This window comes from Xanthocytophaga agilis (genome assembly GCF_030068605.1).
In the GTDB taxonomy this organism is placed as follows: domain Bacteria; phylum Bacteroidota; class Bacteroidia; order Cytophagales; family 172606-1; genus Xanthocytophaga; species Xanthocytophaga agilis.
The window spans coordinates 317643-334821 of sequence record NZ_JASJOU010000011.1 but is presented as its reverse complement, the minus strand read 5'-3'; the positions used below and the strand labels follow the sequence as shown (position 1 = coordinate 334821).

At 35.4% G+C, this 17179-nt stretch carries 15 protein-coding genes; all 15 read right to left on the bottom strand.

Features of this window, described 5'->3' with window-relative positions; genetic code table 11:
* Positions 1–948 carry a glycosyltransferase family 2 protein gene (locus QNI22_RS27475; protein WP_314515749.1) on the bottom strand — a complete coding sequence of 316 codons (948 nt, stop codon included), beginning with the start codon at positions 946–948 and terminating at the stop codon, positions 1–3.
* 71 nt (positions 949–1019) lie between these two features.
* Complete coding sequence (locus QNI22_RS27470) at positions 1020–1895, bottom strand: alpha-1,2-fucosyltransferase (protein ID WP_314515747.1); 876 nt, start codon at positions 1893–1895, stop codon at positions 1020–1022.
* The gene (locus QNI22_RS27465) at positions 1892–3613 is read right to left on the bottom strand and encodes an ArnT family glycosyltransferase (protein ID WP_314515744.1); all 1722 of its coding nucleotides are present in this window, start codon (positions 3611–3613) and stop codon (positions 1892–1894) included. The genes QNI22_RS27470 and QNI22_RS27465 overlap by 4 nt, the downstream gene beginning before the upstream one ends.
* Positions 3614–3894: 281 nt before the next feature.
* Positions 3895–4527: a cytochrome c oxidase subunit 3 gene (locus QNI22_RS27460; protein WP_314515742.1), complete on the bottom strand. Its 633-nt coding sequence runs from the start codon at positions 4525–4527 to the stop codon at positions 3895–3897.
* A 183-nt stretch (positions 4528–4710) separates the two neighbouring features.
* Positions 4711–5304: an OmpH/Skp family outer membrane protein gene (locus QNI22_RS27455; RefSeq protein WP_314515739.1), complete on the bottom strand. Its 594-nt coding sequence runs from the start codon at positions 5302–5304 to the stop codon at positions 4711–4713.
* Positions 5305–5412: 108 nt separating this feature from the next.
* Positions 5413–5955 (bottom strand): OmpH/Skp family outer membrane protein, encoded by a 543-nt coding sequence (locus QNI22_RS27450; protein ID WP_314515738.1) that lies wholly within the window; start codon positions 5953–5955, stop codon positions 5413–5415.
* A 130-nt stretch (positions 5956–6085) separates the two neighbouring features.
* Positions 6086–8635, bottom strand: a complete 2550-nt coding sequence (bamA, locus tag QNI22_RS27445; protein WP_314515735.1) for an outer membrane protein assembly factor BamA — start codon at positions 8633–8635, stop codon at positions 6086–6088.
* 143 nt (positions 8636–8778) lie between these two features.
* Positions 8779–9465, bottom strand: a complete 687-nt coding sequence (locus QNI22_RS27440; RefSeq protein WP_419836247.1) for an isoprenyl transferase — start codon at positions 9463–9465, stop codon at positions 8779–8781.
* Positions 9466–9747: 282 nt separating this feature from the next.
* Positions 9748–10488: a type IX secretion system protein PorG gene (gene porG / locus QNI22_RS27435; protein ID WP_314515729.1), complete on the bottom strand. Its 741-nt coding sequence runs from the start codon at positions 10486–10488 to the stop codon at positions 9748–9750.
* A gap of 202 nt (positions 10489–10690) precedes the next feature.
* The gene (locus QNI22_RS27430; RefSeq protein ID WP_314515726.1) at positions 10691–11617 is read right to left on the bottom strand and encodes a DUF6089 family protein; all 927 of its coding nucleotides are present in this window, start codon (positions 11615–11617) and stop codon (positions 10691–10693) included.
* A 163-nt stretch (positions 11618–11780) separates the two neighbouring features.
* Entirely contained in the window at positions 11781–12656 is an 876-nt protein-coding gene (locus QNI22_RS27425; protein ID WP_313982774.1) for an NAD kinase, read from the bottom strand.
* 148 nt (positions 12657–12804) lie between these two features.
* Entirely contained in the window at positions 12805–13461 is a 657-nt protein-coding gene (locus tag QNI22_RS27420) for a CBS domain-containing protein (RefSeq protein WP_314515724.1), read from the bottom strand.
* A 252-nt stretch (positions 13462–13713) separates the two neighbouring features.
* Positions 13714–14493, bottom strand: a complete 780-nt coding sequence (locus tag QNI22_RS27415; protein WP_313982777.1) for an alpha/beta fold hydrolase — start codon at positions 14491–14493, stop codon at positions 13714–13716.
* A gap of 139 nt (positions 14494–14632) precedes the next feature.
* Positions 14633–15202: an anthranilate synthase component II gene (locus QNI22_RS27410; protein ID WP_314515721.1), complete on the bottom strand. Its 570-nt coding sequence runs from the start codon at positions 15200–15202 to the stop codon at positions 14633–14635.
* Positions 15203–15773: 571 nt separating this feature from the next.
* Positions 15774–17117 (bottom strand): FAD-dependent oxidoreductase, encoded by a 1344-nt coding sequence (locus QNI22_RS27405; RefSeq protein WP_314515718.1) that lies wholly within the window; start codon positions 17115–17117, stop codon positions 15774–15776.
* Positions 17118–17179: the final 62 nt, after the last annotated feature.

The window sequence follows — 17179 nt, the reverse complement described above, 5'->3', positions numbered from 1 at the left end:
CTATGAGTTTTTACTGGAGTCAAACAATCCGCGAATATAGCCTATCCGTGCATATACTATACATTTGAACCAAAATACTTCCGGGTTGTATGTTTCTTTTCTTATATAAAAAATATGGGATGGATTACGTAGGAAACCATAGATATATGTACCCAATTGTTTTACCCATTGAAGGGGTGTTGGTTTTTCCAGTATTCTCCACATAAGAGCATCTGAGTAGCCACCCCAGTAATATCGTTTGGTAAACCATGATTGGTTAAGTCGGCCACTGGGTATATGATGACCTACTTCAATAGCAGGGTCATAGTAAACCTTATAGCCGGCATTACGTATTCTGATAGCTATTGCTGTTTCATCACCAGAAAGCAATTTATCTCCTTTACGACCTAGTGCTATATCAAATCCGCCATATTGTGCAAGTAACGTTTTTTGGAAACTCATATTAACACTAAAAGGGAGCTTTTTATCAAGGAAAGTTTTCTCTGGGCTGTAGTCAATTAAAGACAATGCTCCATATAATTTGGGGTGTAACCAGTCTGGTGGTTCCTTTTCCCAGATAGGAACAACCTTACCACCTATAATGCCTGGAGAGGGAGAGACATTCTGAAAGCCAGAAACTATTCTTTCAAGCCATTCCTGTACAGCTATTGCATCATCATCCATAAATACTACGTACTTTCCCTGAGCTTTTTGCCAGCCTATATTACGGGCTTTGTTTGCACTTGGTTCTGAACTATAGACATAATGCAGATTTAGACTATTGCTGGTAAGATGTTTTTCAGCAATTTCTTTTGTTTTATCTGTAGAAGCATTATCAATAATAATTACTTCATAACTTTCCTTTGCTAATGTTTGAATAGATAGGCTATAAATAGCTTTGTCAAGATAAAAATCTCGATTATGGGTTGCGATAACAACTGAAATTAGTATTTTCTGTATTTGTGTCAATCAATAAGAATTTTGTAGTTAGAGTTTTTTCAGAATTGTGTTGTTAACAACCAATATGTAATTACATTCTCTTAGAGTTGATGCCAGTCAAGTGGTACTATATGTGTAGATCTTTCACTATCTATATTTGCCCATTTCTTAGGAGCAACAATTTTTTTCTCTTTATCTGGATTTAGCCAGGCTCCCCACCAACTAAAAGTACTGTTTGCGATTATATGATGTTTACATAAACTCATCAGTTGCATATCTTTATAGCTTTGGCTACCTTTATTATGATTGATAACAGTAAATGGAAAAGGTATATCTATATTATTGACAGTCCACTCAATGTCATCTGAAAAAATGAAAAAATGAGGATCAGATACATTATCTTTTATCCAGTGGATAGCTTTATGATAATAATCAATATCACATGTTCCAAATACTTGCTGATATTCTGGGTTTGACACATAGTCACCACGTCTTACATGCAGACTAACCGCATTCTTTTGAGTGATAGTCTCAGAAATTATACGATTTTGCTGATCCAATGGTTCTTTGAACTGAAGGTCTTTTCGCAGAAGATCTTCAATATCCTTGAAATACTTTTCATTTTGCCAATATCCGTCCAAATATATAGTTGAAGCTGTATTTAGTATTCTGGGATCAAAAGCGAATTGTTTTTCTAGTACAATGTATCTTTTATAATATGGAAGTATAGGTTGAATCAGATTTCGATTTAAACGGTTCCATAAACTTTTGGTCATATGAGTAACAGATGCAATCTCTTTTTGTGTTGCAATCTCTTCTGATATGGTAAAATGGATAAGTCCATATTCTCTAATACCTTTTTTATACCAGCTAATGTCTAATTTAAAAGGAACTTTATGTTTTATGGATAAATGCCTTCCTAAGGCATACTGGAATAATTGATTTCCCAGGCCTCCATTTAGTCGAACAATAATCACTTTATTAATTTATATATATGAGCAGGAACAATGTCTTTTACTTTTGAATAAACCTCATTTCTAACAATGATTGTATCTGTATCATTCTTCGTGGATATTATGCAATCTGGAATGAATGCAGTACTTTCAAGTACTTTACTTGGATTCTCTATGTTAATATGTTTTATAGTTATTTGTGATTTTGACGCATCTTGTAAAAAAATCCAGAAAAGATAATCTCCATCATTGATACCCAAAATCAATCCAACTTTATTCACACCCAAGGATGAAATATAGTTTCCTATTTTCTGATATTGATGGCTTTGTTTATTGTAAAGTTCTTTGTAGCTTTTTCGGTAGATAGTGTAGTACTGGTTGTAGTTATTCGGAATAATGGGCTTATTATTATTAAAAAGGATACAGAGTAGAGCAAAAAACAATAATACAATAATTACGCTAGTGTTGATGGCTTTTCGCTGACTTATTATAATTGCGCACAATGGCATAAATAATAAGAATAATGGTAAATGTAACCGCACATGCCATTCTTGCCATCTTAAATAAATGCAGAAGAGAAAAAATGTGATAATACAACTTCCCAGATAAAGATAGGCTATCCTGTTGCTAGAGAATAGATCATTCTTATACTTCAGGAAGGCAAAACATGTGAAGATTAGTAAGAGAAAATGAAAGAAGTTTCCAGAGGCACTTTCATCAAAATCACGCCAGCTTTCATAAAAAGGCAAATTACCACTGCTAAAATAAGTAATATCAGGATCATGCATTGTTAAGCCTAGCCAGTGATGTATTTTTAATGTGGCTAATCTTATTGACCGATTCCAGTAGTAAAAAGGAGTTCGTAGATGGAGATCTATATTTCGAATGACATTCGATGTTAATTTAGGAAGAGTATGGGATGCATTTACATAAGATGCTCTTTCTTGAGAAGTCCCTCCTAATATATGTCCATAAATTTTGTGATTTCGATAGAAATGGCCCGTGTTAATGAGTAATATACTTATTAATAGTATTGTTATCAGGGAGATGACATACCTGAACTGTTTTTGAATAAATAGCAGATAAAAGCCCATCCAAAAACAGAAAGGAAATAACCATAAATAAGATGTTGATTTTGTAAATACTGCAATACTAAGGGCTAAACCTGTACATATAGCTGCTAAAACAAAAGAAGAAAGTTTGCGTAATTGCAATATAAAATACACGCAAGTTAATACCCAGAAGGAACTGACTAAATCATTTTGTGTACTGTTGCCTTCCAGAATTGCTAATGGTAAAGTTATTGCAAGAAACATACTGACAATCTGAGTAGTCCTATTTGTTCCAAGTTCTTTTCCAAGAAGAGAGACACTAATAAGAATACCTATAAGAAAGCTCCATTGTACCAAATTTGCCCACTGATCCGTTCCACTTAGTAACTGGAGATGAAGAATGATATATTCCGCAAAGGGGGGTTGATAATGTTGTCGTATAATGTGAGAAGGATAATGATCTACACTTTGGTTCTGAATCCAGTGCATAACCCTTGCCATGTGATAAGTCATTGAATCCCAGGTGTTAGGTGGGGTCATCAAACCAATTGCAAATAATAAGATTAATAAGCTTCCAATAGAAAAAATAAGTACTTTTTCATAGATAGAGAGAGCCTTATATAAAAGAATAATATACCCCTTAAACTCTGTAAGTGTTAAGAAGAATGTTTTTCTTAAAAAGAATATCAATAGTATAGATGAGCTGAGCCAACAAATTAACACATTAATGAATGTAATAGAATGAAATAGGCTCAGAACTTCTGTAAAAAGAATTAGTTGGGTAGACCAGCCAATTGTGGCAATTAGAAGTACGACTCGAAATGATCGGACTTTTAGTATAGGGTAAGTAGAAAGAAAGAGTAAGAAGTAATTAAGAAAAAGTATACATGCTAACATAAATATACCAAACAAACCATGAAAATAGCTCCAATATTAACTCCTTATCTGGTTATTTCAAAATCGATAGATTTTCAGAAATATTGCTGATATAAGAAAAAGAGGAAAAGTAGTATCCATAAAATATCGACAAAGTGCCAATACTGGCTGATAAGTAATAAGCGGAATTGGTTGGGAGGGTTCACACTATAAATAAAACTATCTATATATGTGGTTCGTTTGAGAGCCTGGACCAATAAAATACTTAGAAAAATAAGCCCACCCAGTACATGGAGTAGATGAAGTCCTGATATAATATATAAAAAGGCTCCTGCTGTACTTTTATGAATAACAATGCCTTCCTGAAACAATGTCTTCCAGCCTATTATCTGAGTAATAATAAATAGAATTCCTAAATCAAGTGTTGATGCTAGAAACCATTTATAATGTGTAAAGCGATCTTGGCTAAATGCTTTGTTTGCCAAATGGAGTGAGACACTACTTAAAATAATAAACGTTGAACTGATCCAGAAAATTGAGGGGATGTTAAAACTTAACCAACCAGGAGTTCCTTTACGAATGATATATAATATTACAAGCAATAAAAATATCAGGCTACTTCCACCAAATCCCAGATATAGCATAAACTGATAAGGGTCTTTACGGTGTGTAAAGAGTCCTGGCAGTGAAGGCTTGGCTGCGGATTGTTGCTCGGATTTGTAAGCCATAGTAAAAATCTATCCATGTATGCTACTAAAAGCGATGGGTTCTAGTTTATCTGAAACATATTTTTACTTGTATTTGTTGCTCATTCTTGTAAAAATAAAAAAACCACAAGATTATTAGAATAAATCTTGTGGTTTTTGTTTAAAGAGATCTTTCACTCTTTGAAACCGCCTTCAATACCTGGCTTATTTTTTAGGTGTTGTAGTTGGTTTAGTTGTTGCTGGTGTTGTAGCAGGTTTTGTTGTGGCTGGAGTTGCTGCCGCTTGAGGTTTAGTAGCCTGTAGTTTTTTCACTACCTCATCTGATAAATCATCAGTAGTAGGGGAGTGGAATAGAACTTGCTTATCCAAAACATATGTATAGCTACCATCTGTTGCTATCTGTTTAATAGCATCCTGAATACGTTTTTGAATAGGCTCGAATAATTGTTTCTCTTTATTAGAAATTTCACTTTGTGCAGATTGTTGTTTAATCTGAAGTTTTTCTTGTAAGGCTTGTAGCTCTTTCTGAGTAGCTGCTTGCATTTGAGGTGTCATAGACTGAAACTTATCTTCTGCATCTTTTACTTTTGCCTGAAAGTCATCTGCGTCTTTTTTTAATTCTTTATCTTTAATAGCAGCAAATTCACGTAATTGAGCGTTGGCTGCTTTGACTTCGTCCAGCTTTTCCAATACAGATTGAGAATCTACGTAGCCAATTTTAAGGTTTTGTGCCTGAGTGATGATGCTTCCTCCCAGTGCCAACAACATCGAAGCAAGAATAATGAATGTTTTTTTCATTGGAATAAATTAAAATTGAGTGAAAGGGTAATAACTGATTTTAAATTTAGCGTTCAGTATAATAAATAATTGATTGTGTGCTGGTTTATTGTATCTAAGTATAGTACTCTATTTTTTCTTATTTGGATTATCATCTTTATCTCCCAGTCCTAATTCCTCTAAAACATAATCTGAATAATCATGTCGGGGATCTGCATAGATCATTATTAAATCAGCTGCTTTGTCAAACATGAATTCCAGTTTTCGGGTTTTCACAACTTTATTAACCGCCTCAAATATTTTGTCCCGAAGAGGTGTCATTAGCTCTTTCTTTTTCAGATATAATAATCCTTCCGGACCATATACTTTCTTGTTGTAATCCATCGCTTCCTTTCGTTTATTTTCAATGGATTGTTTTCTTTCCTGACGCATAGCATCTGTCAAAAGTACTTCCTCTGCCCGATAGTCCTGCTCCATTTTATCTATCTCCATCTGACGATCTTTTATCTCTTTTTCCCATTTGGTTGAAGCTGCGTCTAGTTCACCTTGGACTTTCTGAGCATCTGGCATTTTGCTTAGTATATAATCTGTATCAATGTAGCCAAACTTTTGTGCCAGTACATCTGATACAACTAATAATGCAAATATGAGACCAAATATTATTTTTTGCATACGCTTTAAACGGATATTTACGCTTATTTATCGAATTAACTAACGTTAACAGCGTATTTTTATTCTACTTTAACTAGTGTTTTATAGTAGAAAGCCTTTGACGGTAACTTAAGACCTTCTACTATCTGAATTAACGGATTTGTTGTCCAATAGAGAATATAAATGTTTTTAATCCATTGTTTGATATACCTGGAATAGGGTCAAGTCCTTGTCCAAAGTCAATACCAATTAAGCCAAAGGCAGGCATGAATATTCTTGCGCCAACTCCTACAGTGCGACGTAAGTTAAATGGATTAAATTCTTTGTATGAACCCCAGTTATTACCAGCTTCCATAAATCCAAGCATATAAATCGTTGCTGTTTGGCTGGTTGTGACAGGATAGCGAAGTTCTGTAACATACTTGTTATATACAATACCTCCTGTTGCGTTTCCACTACTGTTTAATGGACCTACTTTTTGTTCATCATATCCACGTAGAGGAATGATATCACGGCCTAATAGGAATCCACCACCCTGCATACCAACCATACCAGAACCTCCCAATACGAAACGTTCAAATGGTGTATAGCCTACATCTGAACGATAACGTCCGATAAAGCCCATGTGTGCACGTGTATGTAATACCAGTTTACCTATAAGGCTAATATTCCATTGAGAGTCGAACATCCATTTGTGATATTCCACCAGACGACTGCTCTCGCTCGATACTCCCAATGTAGTCCAAGGTGGAGTGAAAGTAGCACTTAAAGAGATTGAAGAACCACTACGAGGGTATTGGAAATCACTGATACTGCTACGGGATAGAGTAGCATTTAATGTAACGTTGTGTGATACACCACTAGGGAAGTTTGTTCCATAATAGGTTTGGCTATATTGGTTAATATTATTGTATATCAGGTAAGATAATGACGTACTCAATGAGAAGAAATCATCAGGTACTTTTAACCTTTTTGCCAGACCTACTGTAAATGAGGTAATCTGCAATGCGCGATAAGATCCGTCAGAGGTTCCTAATCTTGCATAGTAGTTTTGAAGCGTTTTACCGAAGTTGTTGCTGTTAATAGAGTGTGAAACGCTAAAACTTAATGTATTTGGCTTTTTGCCTCCAAACCATGGCTCACTAAATGAGATAGAATAGTTCTGGAAGGACTTTCCATTAGCCTGTACCTGTAAGGATAACCGTTGTCCATCTCCTTTTGGTACAGGTCTCCACGCCTGACGATCAAATACTTTTCTACTAGAAAAGTTATTGAATGTTAAACCTACAGTACCTACAAATCCGACAGCACCTCCCCAGCCACCAGATAACTGAATCTGGTCACTTGGCTTCTCTTCGACCTGCCATTCAATATCTACAGTTCCATCAGATGGATTAGGCTGGATATTTGGATTAATCTTTTGTGGATCAAAGAATTGTAGTGCACCTAACTCCTGTTGTGTTCTTAAAATATTCCGACGGCTAAACTTTTGTCCTGGAATTGTACGAAGTTCGCGTAATACTACATAGTCGCTGGTTTGGGTATTTCCTGCTAGTGTTACTTTGTTAATGGTAGCTTGTTCTCCTTCATTTATATGAAGCAATACGTCTACTGAGTCATTAACAACAGAAATTTCTTCAGGTCGAATATCAAAGAATAAATAACCATAATCCATGTATAGGGATGTGATGTCTTCTCCTGTTGGGTTAAATCTAAGGCGTTTCTCCAGATCCTCTATATTATAAACATCTCCCTTTTTAATTTTAAGAATACTTGCCAGCTGTTCATTTGAATACAAATAATTTCCTTCCCAGTATATATTTCGATAGTAGTATTTCTTTCCTTCTTCTATCTTCATATGAATATTAATGGTTTTGCTATTATGGGCAAAGACTGTGTCTGAGATAATGCGGAAGTCACGATAACCATTAGCACTATAGAAATTAGCTAGTTTTTCTTTATCTTCCTCATATTGAGATGCAATGTATTTAGATGGGGTAAAGATGTGGTAGATCTTTTTCTCTTTTGTCTTTTTTAATTTTTTATGGAGCTTGGCATCTGAAAAGATAGAATTTCCGTCAAATTCAATTTCGTGGATCTTTACTTTACGTTTTTTATCTACATTGAAAATGAGAGTTACAGAATTTCCAGGAAGACTTGTATCACGTACCTGATTTACTTTCACTACAGTATTCATGAAGCCTTTGTCTACAAAATACTTGCGAACTGCTAATTGTGTGTTTTTAATAAGTGCATCTGTAACAATCTTTCCTTTGATTAGTTTTATTTTATCTGTTAATGCATCACTTTCTCCTTTTCGTATTCCTCTAAAAGAAAACTTCGCTAACCTTGCTCGTTCAGTTAGATGGATATTTAACCATATCTTATCACCTTCAATTTTAGTTGCTTTAATATCAACGTCTCCGACCAAACTTAATGCCCATATTTTCCGGATAGCTGAACTGATATCATCACCAGGTACAGTAATGCGATCTCCAACCTTCAGACCTGAAACGGATATCATAGAATTAGGATCCAGGAACTGGATACCTGTTACTGTGATCTCTGCGATTTCATATTCTTTTGGTCTATTATAGTTAATATCGACATTATTAGATGTACTACTTCCTGAAGGAGCTATCTGAGAATAGGCAGTTACAGCAAAGCAGCAGGAGAAAAACAGAAGAATAATTTTACGCATGATTGTATATAGTAATCTTTGGCTCGTTCGGTCTGTTGCGAGGAGTATTATTTATAAATATGTGTATACTGATTATATAAAGGCCAGCCTGGACTAATTTTGGTTATGTCTGGTTTAGGGACAGTAAATTATATTCAAGCCAATCAAGCATTGACTTGCTCGCTGATCTTTCCAAAACGACGTTCTCTTTGCTGATATGCTAATATTGCTTCATACAGATTTTCTCTTCTGAAATCTGGCCAGAGAGTATCACAAATAAATAATTCTGTATAGGCAATCTGCCATAAAAGAAAGTTACTGATACGCATTTCTCCACTAGTACGAATGAGTAACTCCGGATCGGGTATATTTTTGGTGGTTAGGTGCTGGCTGATTACTTGGTCTGTAATTTCATTAACAGATAATTCTCCAGATGCAACTTTGGTTGAAATTTGCTTAATTGCTTCTGTGATTTCCCAGCGACCACTATAACTTAGTGCTAACACTAATGAAAGACCTGTATTTCTACTAGTGATCTCAATAGCCTCTGCTAATTCTTTTTGACAATTTTTTGGTAAATTCTGAATATTTCCAATGGCAAGTAACCGCACATTGTTTTTCATCAATGTTTCTGTTTCAGAACGTATTGTAGAAACTAACAACTCCATTAATGCATTCACTTCAGCTTGAGGACGAGACCAGTTTTCTGTTGAGAATGCATACAGAGTCAGGTATTTGATACCTAGCTCTGCACAGGCTTCTGTTGTATCCCGCACGGCTTTGATGGCATTTCTATGGCCAAATACACGCATTGCCCCTTGCTTTTTGGCCCATCGCCCATTGCCATCCATAATAACTGCAATGTGAAGGGGTAATTTTTCTGTATTAATTTTCTCTTTCACAAATAATTGAAGCTGTGATCCACAAAAACCAGAAATGAATGCTCTGGCTGCAATTTGCTAAATCTGAATTGAATGAATGACGCAATTTACTAAAATCTACTGATTTACCGGTTTTTTTAAGATTTTTTAACAAATCTTACAATACGTCTCAGAAATAATTTGTCTGCAAGGATCAGGAAGGTAAAACTCTGGATATGCTATTAGGGCATACGGCTGAATGTCAGAATGAAATTAATAGAATTCAGGACATTGAATTTTGTAGAATGTGTAAGATATAGAAATACCTGTATAAAGGTACATATCTTTATTTTTAGGATTACCGTTTTGAGTAGGATTGGTAATATCTGTACCACTTAAATTATCAAGATAATCTGTAAATGTCTTTCTGGCACCAAATTCAACATTTAGATTCCAGTTTTTATATAAAACATATTTCAGTCCTACTCCAAACGGAATACTAATGCCAGAAAGAGAGTACGTTGGTTTTTTATTTTCGGCTGGATCAAAGTGAAATAGAGCCAGACCTCCAAATAAATAAGGAGATAATGGCATCCGTTTTATATTACTGCGATAATCAAGGAAATTATATTCCATAGTAACCGATAGCTCCTGGATAGAACTATTAAATGTACGATTTCTTGCTTGTGCTAATGGATCATTCTTCCTTTTTTCATCAGATCCATAAATACTTCCTGCCAGTACTGCATATTTGAAGCTTACAGCTTTTCCTGGTGTATGGCGTAAAAACAGTTGTCCTCCTAATTTCGAATATCTGGGATCTATATTAGTTAATATATCCCCTTTATATAACATGGCACCTACTCCTCCACCTACTTCAATATGTTGCGCCTGAACTTTAATACTGGAAATAAGCAAAACTGCGTATATACAAACCGCTATTTTATACAATCGAGAGCTGATAGAATGTGTTGAGTGAGAATGAGCCAACGCTTTACTAAGTTTTGTGATCAAATGAACTATAAGCAAGTTGTTGTGTATAACCAATTCTGGTCTGACAGATATGCTTCTTTTTGTAAGTTACAACGACAAATCTATCAATAAATTTTAAGAGCCTATATTTTATTTTTGGTTTATGTAAAAGTCATTGTGTAGGTTATAAAACAAAAGAGGTCCATTGCGGGACCTCTTTTGTTTTATAGTTATTCTCTCTTGCTTATCTAAACTTAGGACATCTTACTCCTTTCACAAGGATGTAGTTAATATGGAAACCTGTAATCAGATACCAGTCTTTCTCTTTTGGGCTGCCACGTTTATCTCCTGCTGCATATCCTTGTACTGCCTGATATTGTATATTTCCACTCTCAAATGGTAATATACTATAACCTACTCTATCCAACACTCCAATGGTATTCCCATCTCCTCCTAGTTGACGATCAATTCCGTCTGCTGATTTTGGGTCTGCGGAACGGCTCGCCATTTTGCGGGCAAGATCGCTTTTCAATGTTGCTGGATCTGCATAATTGCCGCTCACATCATCCAGGTAATCTGTAAATAAATAGCGATAACCAATTTCAAAAGATACATCCCAACGTGTGGAAGCTTTATAACGAAAACCTACTCCAAATGGAATGGCTATCTGAAACAATGAATAGGATTTTCCTTCTGTTTGTAAAGGTTGCAATGCTACCCAGTTTCCAGGATTGCCTGGTTCCTGAGCTTTCGGATTGAAATAAAATCCTGCAACTCCTCCAAATAGATAGGGCACAAACTCTGGCCTGCGAAGATAGCTTTGACGGTTTTCCACAAGATCTAACATCCCTACAACTGAAAGTTCGTAGATACTAGTTCTGAAGGAATTATTCCTCAGATAACGGAAAATGGCATTTTTATCTGTAGGTTTTTGAGATTCGTAATCATCACCCCGAAGACGACCATAATTGAATGCAAATCGGGTGCTGAACCGAGGTGTCATGCGATGTATGGCATGAATACCAATATTATAACGGGTAAACTTAAGATCTGTACTGGTAAAGTTCTCCGCAGGAGTAATATCTCCAAAATAGTTCATTGCATTGATGCTGCCCCCAATACTCCAGTATTGTTTGCTTTTTGTAAATCGCTGGGCGTGTAATTTGCTCACAGTGAGTGTGCTAATGAACAAACATAGGAGTAAAAGTCTTCTAAACATAGATCGTTCTATTATATGATAATGCCTTGTATGAGGCAAAGGCATTGATTATCAATATACCTGAATTTCAAAGCGCAATTTATAAATATAATTCTTTAAAAATTCAAATAAAACGTTAATTTCTTACGTCGTACCCCCAATTCAATTTATTACGCAAAGTATAGAGGAAATTTTCATGATTCATTTTTACCAAACGTGCTTTAAAGTTCTCTTTGCGTACGGCTAATTGCACTGTAGAATCTACAGCGCGGGAACGGGAATCTAACGAAACCAAATAATAACGGCTTCTTCCTTCGATTTCAAATGAAATTACACTAGAATCAGAAACTACTAGTGGGCGTACATTTAGGTTGTGAGGACTTACTGGAGTAATAATCAGGTTACTGGACTGTGGCAAAACTACAGGACCACCACAACTTAGTGAATAGGCTGTGGAACCTGTAGGAGTAGAAACAATAAGGCCATCTGCCCAATACGAATTTAAATATTCACCATCAATGAATGTATGGACAGTAATCATTGAAGAAGTGTCTCGTCGTGTTATGGTAAATTCATTGAGACCAAATGGCAAACCCTCAAACAGATCTCTGTCTGATTCCAGATGAATCATTGTTCGATCATCAAATGTATAATGACCATTAAATAGATTATCAAGAGCATTTCCTGCTTTCTCAGGTGCTGTAGTTGCTAAAAAGCCCAAACGACCTGTATTGATACCAAGTATAGGTATTTGTCTTGAGCCAATATGAGTGATAGCTTCCAGTAATGTACCATCTCCTCCGATACTGAAAAAAAAATCGGCGTCCATGATCTGACTTCGGCTGCTGTATATAGCCGTTTCTTTCTTCTGGATACCCATTTTTTGTAAAAAAAGCTCAAATGGTTCAGATAACTGTATTTCAACACCACGGTCTGTCAGTTCATCAAAAAGCTCCTGAATATATGGCTTGGTTTCTTCTTTAAAGTTTCTTCCGTGGATGACAATCTTCATTTGTCTGTATTTCGGTTTATTGCTTATCCTGTTGGTTATACACTCTAATGGATAAACAAATAAAAATTACTGGGGATATTTAATAGTATAAATGTTGCTCAGGATACTAAATGAAACAAACTTTTGATATTGTCAGTATTGGAAAAGATTAGATGCTAAGATATTTTAGCAACATATCAAGACGTTCTTTGTCTTCATCATGCCCACTTTCATGTTGATATTTAGCAATTACATCATACTCAAAGCGCTCAAATGTTGCAATAATACGTGTAATGTCCATCCGGTTAATCTTGATGGTTAGCTGTATCTTAGATTTATCATAAGGATATGTATTTACATAACTACTCACAATTTTTGCGTCATTGGATTCTACCAGCCTGCTAATCTCTGTTAGAGAATAATCCCGTTCTTCCATCAAAAGCACAAGTGTACTTCCAGGACTTTGTTCCTGTGACTGTGCAAAGAAAGCAAGTGTTTCATCTACTACAATAGTGCCTACGTAACTTTGATCTGTATCTACAATAGCTATAACCTGCAAATGATTCTGCTTTGCTGTTTTTAATACATCTAGGTAGGGTTCGTGACGAAATGAATATATTTCCTGAGCTTCCAGGGTAATTTCTGCCAGGCTTGCTGCGGGTTGCTCTACTAATACAGATTGACTTACTAATCCTAAGTATTCACCATCATTCACCACAGGCAATTGAAACAAATGAAGCTCCTGCATCCAATCCAACGCAAATGTTGCAGAGTCTGTAGGTTTTAAAAGGGGAATCATTCGGTTGAGAAACTCTTCGGCTATCATAGTTTTAGGCGTAATATCTATCGGATAAGCGAGCATGATCAAAGAATTAACCTTTAACAATCTTAACTAAATAATTACTTGATTTCCTGTTGTTTGTCACTAATAAAATTCATTCGTAATATTTTTTGGATTTGTTAATAAAAACATATCCCAATACTGTATGTAATTAGATTGCAGTGCTGCTTATCTTACTTGTTAAGATATAGAATTATGTCTCAAAAACCTTGCCGCAGGTAGATAATTTTCGAGTTGTTAGTGAAGCACCTTTTCAACATTTTTTTCGACAGTTAGCCATTCTGTAAGTATCCTGTTAAACAGATAGGGTTGCTCCATCATTGGTGCATGGCAACACTTATCAATAAAACGTAATTCAGAGTTAGGCATTAACCTGTTGAACTCGTGTGCTACATGTGGAGGAGTAATAGTATCATTTAAACCCCACACTAATAAAGTTGGTACGGTAATCTTCGGTATTTCTTCTGCCATATTGTGGCGCTGCGCTGACTTGGCAATAGCCACAATATTCATACATTTGGATATGCTGTTAGTTATCTCAAATACTTCGTCAACTAACTCTTTTGTTGCTGTATTTGGATCATAGAAAGTATATCCAACTCTTTCTCTGATATAATCATAACTTCCTCTCTTGGGAAAAGAACCTCCCATAGAGTTTTCAAATAATCCTGAACTGCCTGTTAATACAAGTCGTTTTACATTATGAGGGTTATTCAATGTATATACCAATCCGATATGTCCTCCCAACGAATTTCCTAACAAAGTTAAGTCATGCAAATCTTTATGGGCAATAAATCCTTCAATGAATTCTGATAACCCATCAACACTAGCTTCTTTATAGGGCATCTCATAAATGGGCATTAGAGGAATAACCACCCGATAATTGGATGAAAATCCATTAATTACCCCTTCCCAATTACTTAAAGCACCAAAAAGACCATGTAATAATAGCAGTACTTCTCCCTGGCCTTCGTCAATATACTGGTATCCTGCTGATTCTTTAATGGTAAAATTCATAAGTCAGTTGTTAACAGTTCATTAATTCTATCATGTATGAATGACAAATTGAGTATATGAAAATAGTTGTAGATAAACAAAAACTTTGCGCAATTTGCCTTTCAATGTTTGGCGCAAAATAGCGCAAAAGGACAATATTTCAATAATTCCGGACAAAGTTTACCCAATTATTTATCATTTGCAACCCATATTCGGTAAGTGCTGCTTCTGGATGAAATTGTATGCCTCTGATAGGCAGTGATTTGTGTTTAAATGCCATAGGTTCATTCATTTCTGTCCATGCCAACAATTCCAATGCCTCCGGTAAATCTGATAGAATTAGAGAGTGGTATCTTACAACAGATAAATAAGTAGGTAAACCTGTAAATAATTTGTCTTCAGAAATACACTGTATATACGAAAGCTTTCCATGCATGGGTTGTTCTGCTCTGACTAACTTTGCTCCAAAGTATTGTCCCAACGCCTGATGCCCCAGACAAATTCCTAAAATTGGTTTTCTGGATATATAATAATCTATAATTTGAAGGAGATTTCCTGCTTTTTGAGGGGTCTCAGGGCCAGGAGACAACACAATAGCTTCATAATCGTGTTGAATAATCTCCTCTACCGATACATTATTTCGTACAATATGATATTCCGCTCTACATTGCAATAGGTAATCTGCAAGGTTATAGGTAAATGAATCAAAGTTATCTAACAGGAGAAACATACATGAACAGTAACAACCTTCCAGTCATAAATGACTAAATGGGTTGCTTAAGGATTTTTATTAGCTATGTTTATAGAACAATCTATATATTTTAACTCTTTGTAAACACATCAGTTTTGATAGATAGTTCATTTATCTATAAATCTGGCAGGTTATATTTTATACATATAGCCAAACTTATATATTTGCGGCATTATTATTGCTTGGAGTTATTAATAAGGGGAATATTTAGATTTGTTCTAGGATATTGCTAATACGTGGTTATTATATGAGGTAATGTAATAAATTGAATATAAGATGGTTGTTTTTTTCTGTAATAATAATGCGGTATCTATTACTACATCCTGGTAAAGTCCTATATTTGATGCCATATTGAATTTTTTTCTGAAATAAAAGTTTTTTCCTGCATAATGGTTACTTTCTGAAGGATTATCTTACAAATAATATAGATTTAAAATTACAGTAACAGAAATGTTATGCAGGCAACATACATTTGCAAAAAGTAAGTTTTCTTCATATACTTTTGTTTGGTTAGGGGAATGGGTTGTTCGTTTCGGACAACCTATTTTTTTTAGTCAGCTCCTAATAACGATTGATAGTCAATAGTTTGCCATTTGTCTTCAATTCCCTCGATTTCCATAATTTTATCCAGAATAGCATCGTGTTGTTTCCCAACTTCCAGTGCATCGAAATATGGGATAGTAGTAAAGGATATCATAGTATATAATGGTATCCATTGATCTGGAAAAAGCTGGTTAAGGTGAGCGTCAATTTTTTTACGAAGTAAAAAGCGAGGATCTGCTACCTTGTCGCGCATCTCTACAAAATTTTGTAGAGCTAATTCCGCAATTGCATCAGCATTTGACTTACGTGATTTCTCATATACTGATAAAATTGTATTCCAGTCATTATTATATTGATCTATAATCTCATCCAGTACAACACAATCTTCAAAACCACAATTCATTCCCTGTCCAAAAAAAGGAACGATGGCATGTGCTGCATCTCCAATTAGAGCCACCTTATCTTTGTAGGTCCAGGGGAAACAGCGAACGGTTAATAATGCAGATGTCGGATTGCTGAAAAATTCCTCAGTAAGATCTGGCATAAGAGGAAGGATGTCTGAGAATGTTTCTTCAAAAAAATGTAGGATTTGTTGTTTTGTTTGAAGTTGTTCAAAGGATGGATTCCCTGTCCAAGGAAAAAATAATGTACAGGTAAATGTTTTATCAGGATTAGGTAATGCAATAAGCATAAAATGTCCACGAGGCCAGATGTGAAGTGCATTGGGTTCTATTGCCCAGTTGCCATCTGCAGTAGGAGGAATGGTTAACTCTTTATACCCATGTTCAATATAATCCTGTGAGTAGTTAAACAATGGTCTTTTCATCATAGCTGATCGTACAGCAGAAAAGGCTCCATCCGATCCAAATATCAAGTCAGGCTGAAGAGTGGACTTTTCCTCTGATTCTGCTTTATTTGGTGTAATACGCGTTATTTCCAATGTGTTTTTTTGCAAATCGATAGAGGTACATTTGTGTTCAAATACAAGCTGTACTCCATGTCTTTCTGCTTCATTCATTAATGTTTGATTAAGCAGACTTCGGGAAACGGCATAAATGCATTGATTATCCTTTCCATAGGGTTGAAAGGCAAGATTTCCTTTGGTATCGTGTATCATTCTGCCATACATAGGTATAGCAAATTTTTTCACTTGCTCTTCAACGCCTACTGCCCGCATGGCTTGCCAACCTCTTTCACTCATCGCCAAGTTAATGCTACGTCCATCTTCCCAGTTCTTAATTCGCAAGTCGGGGCGTTTTTCTATTAATTGTACCTGATGTCCTCTTCTGGCCAATAAACTTGCTAATAAAGAGCCTACTAAGCCTGCTCCCAGTATGGTGATATTTTTCAATGACTTGATTTTTAATTAGATAAATAATAGAACTGATTGGAGTCTGTACTATTTGACCAATC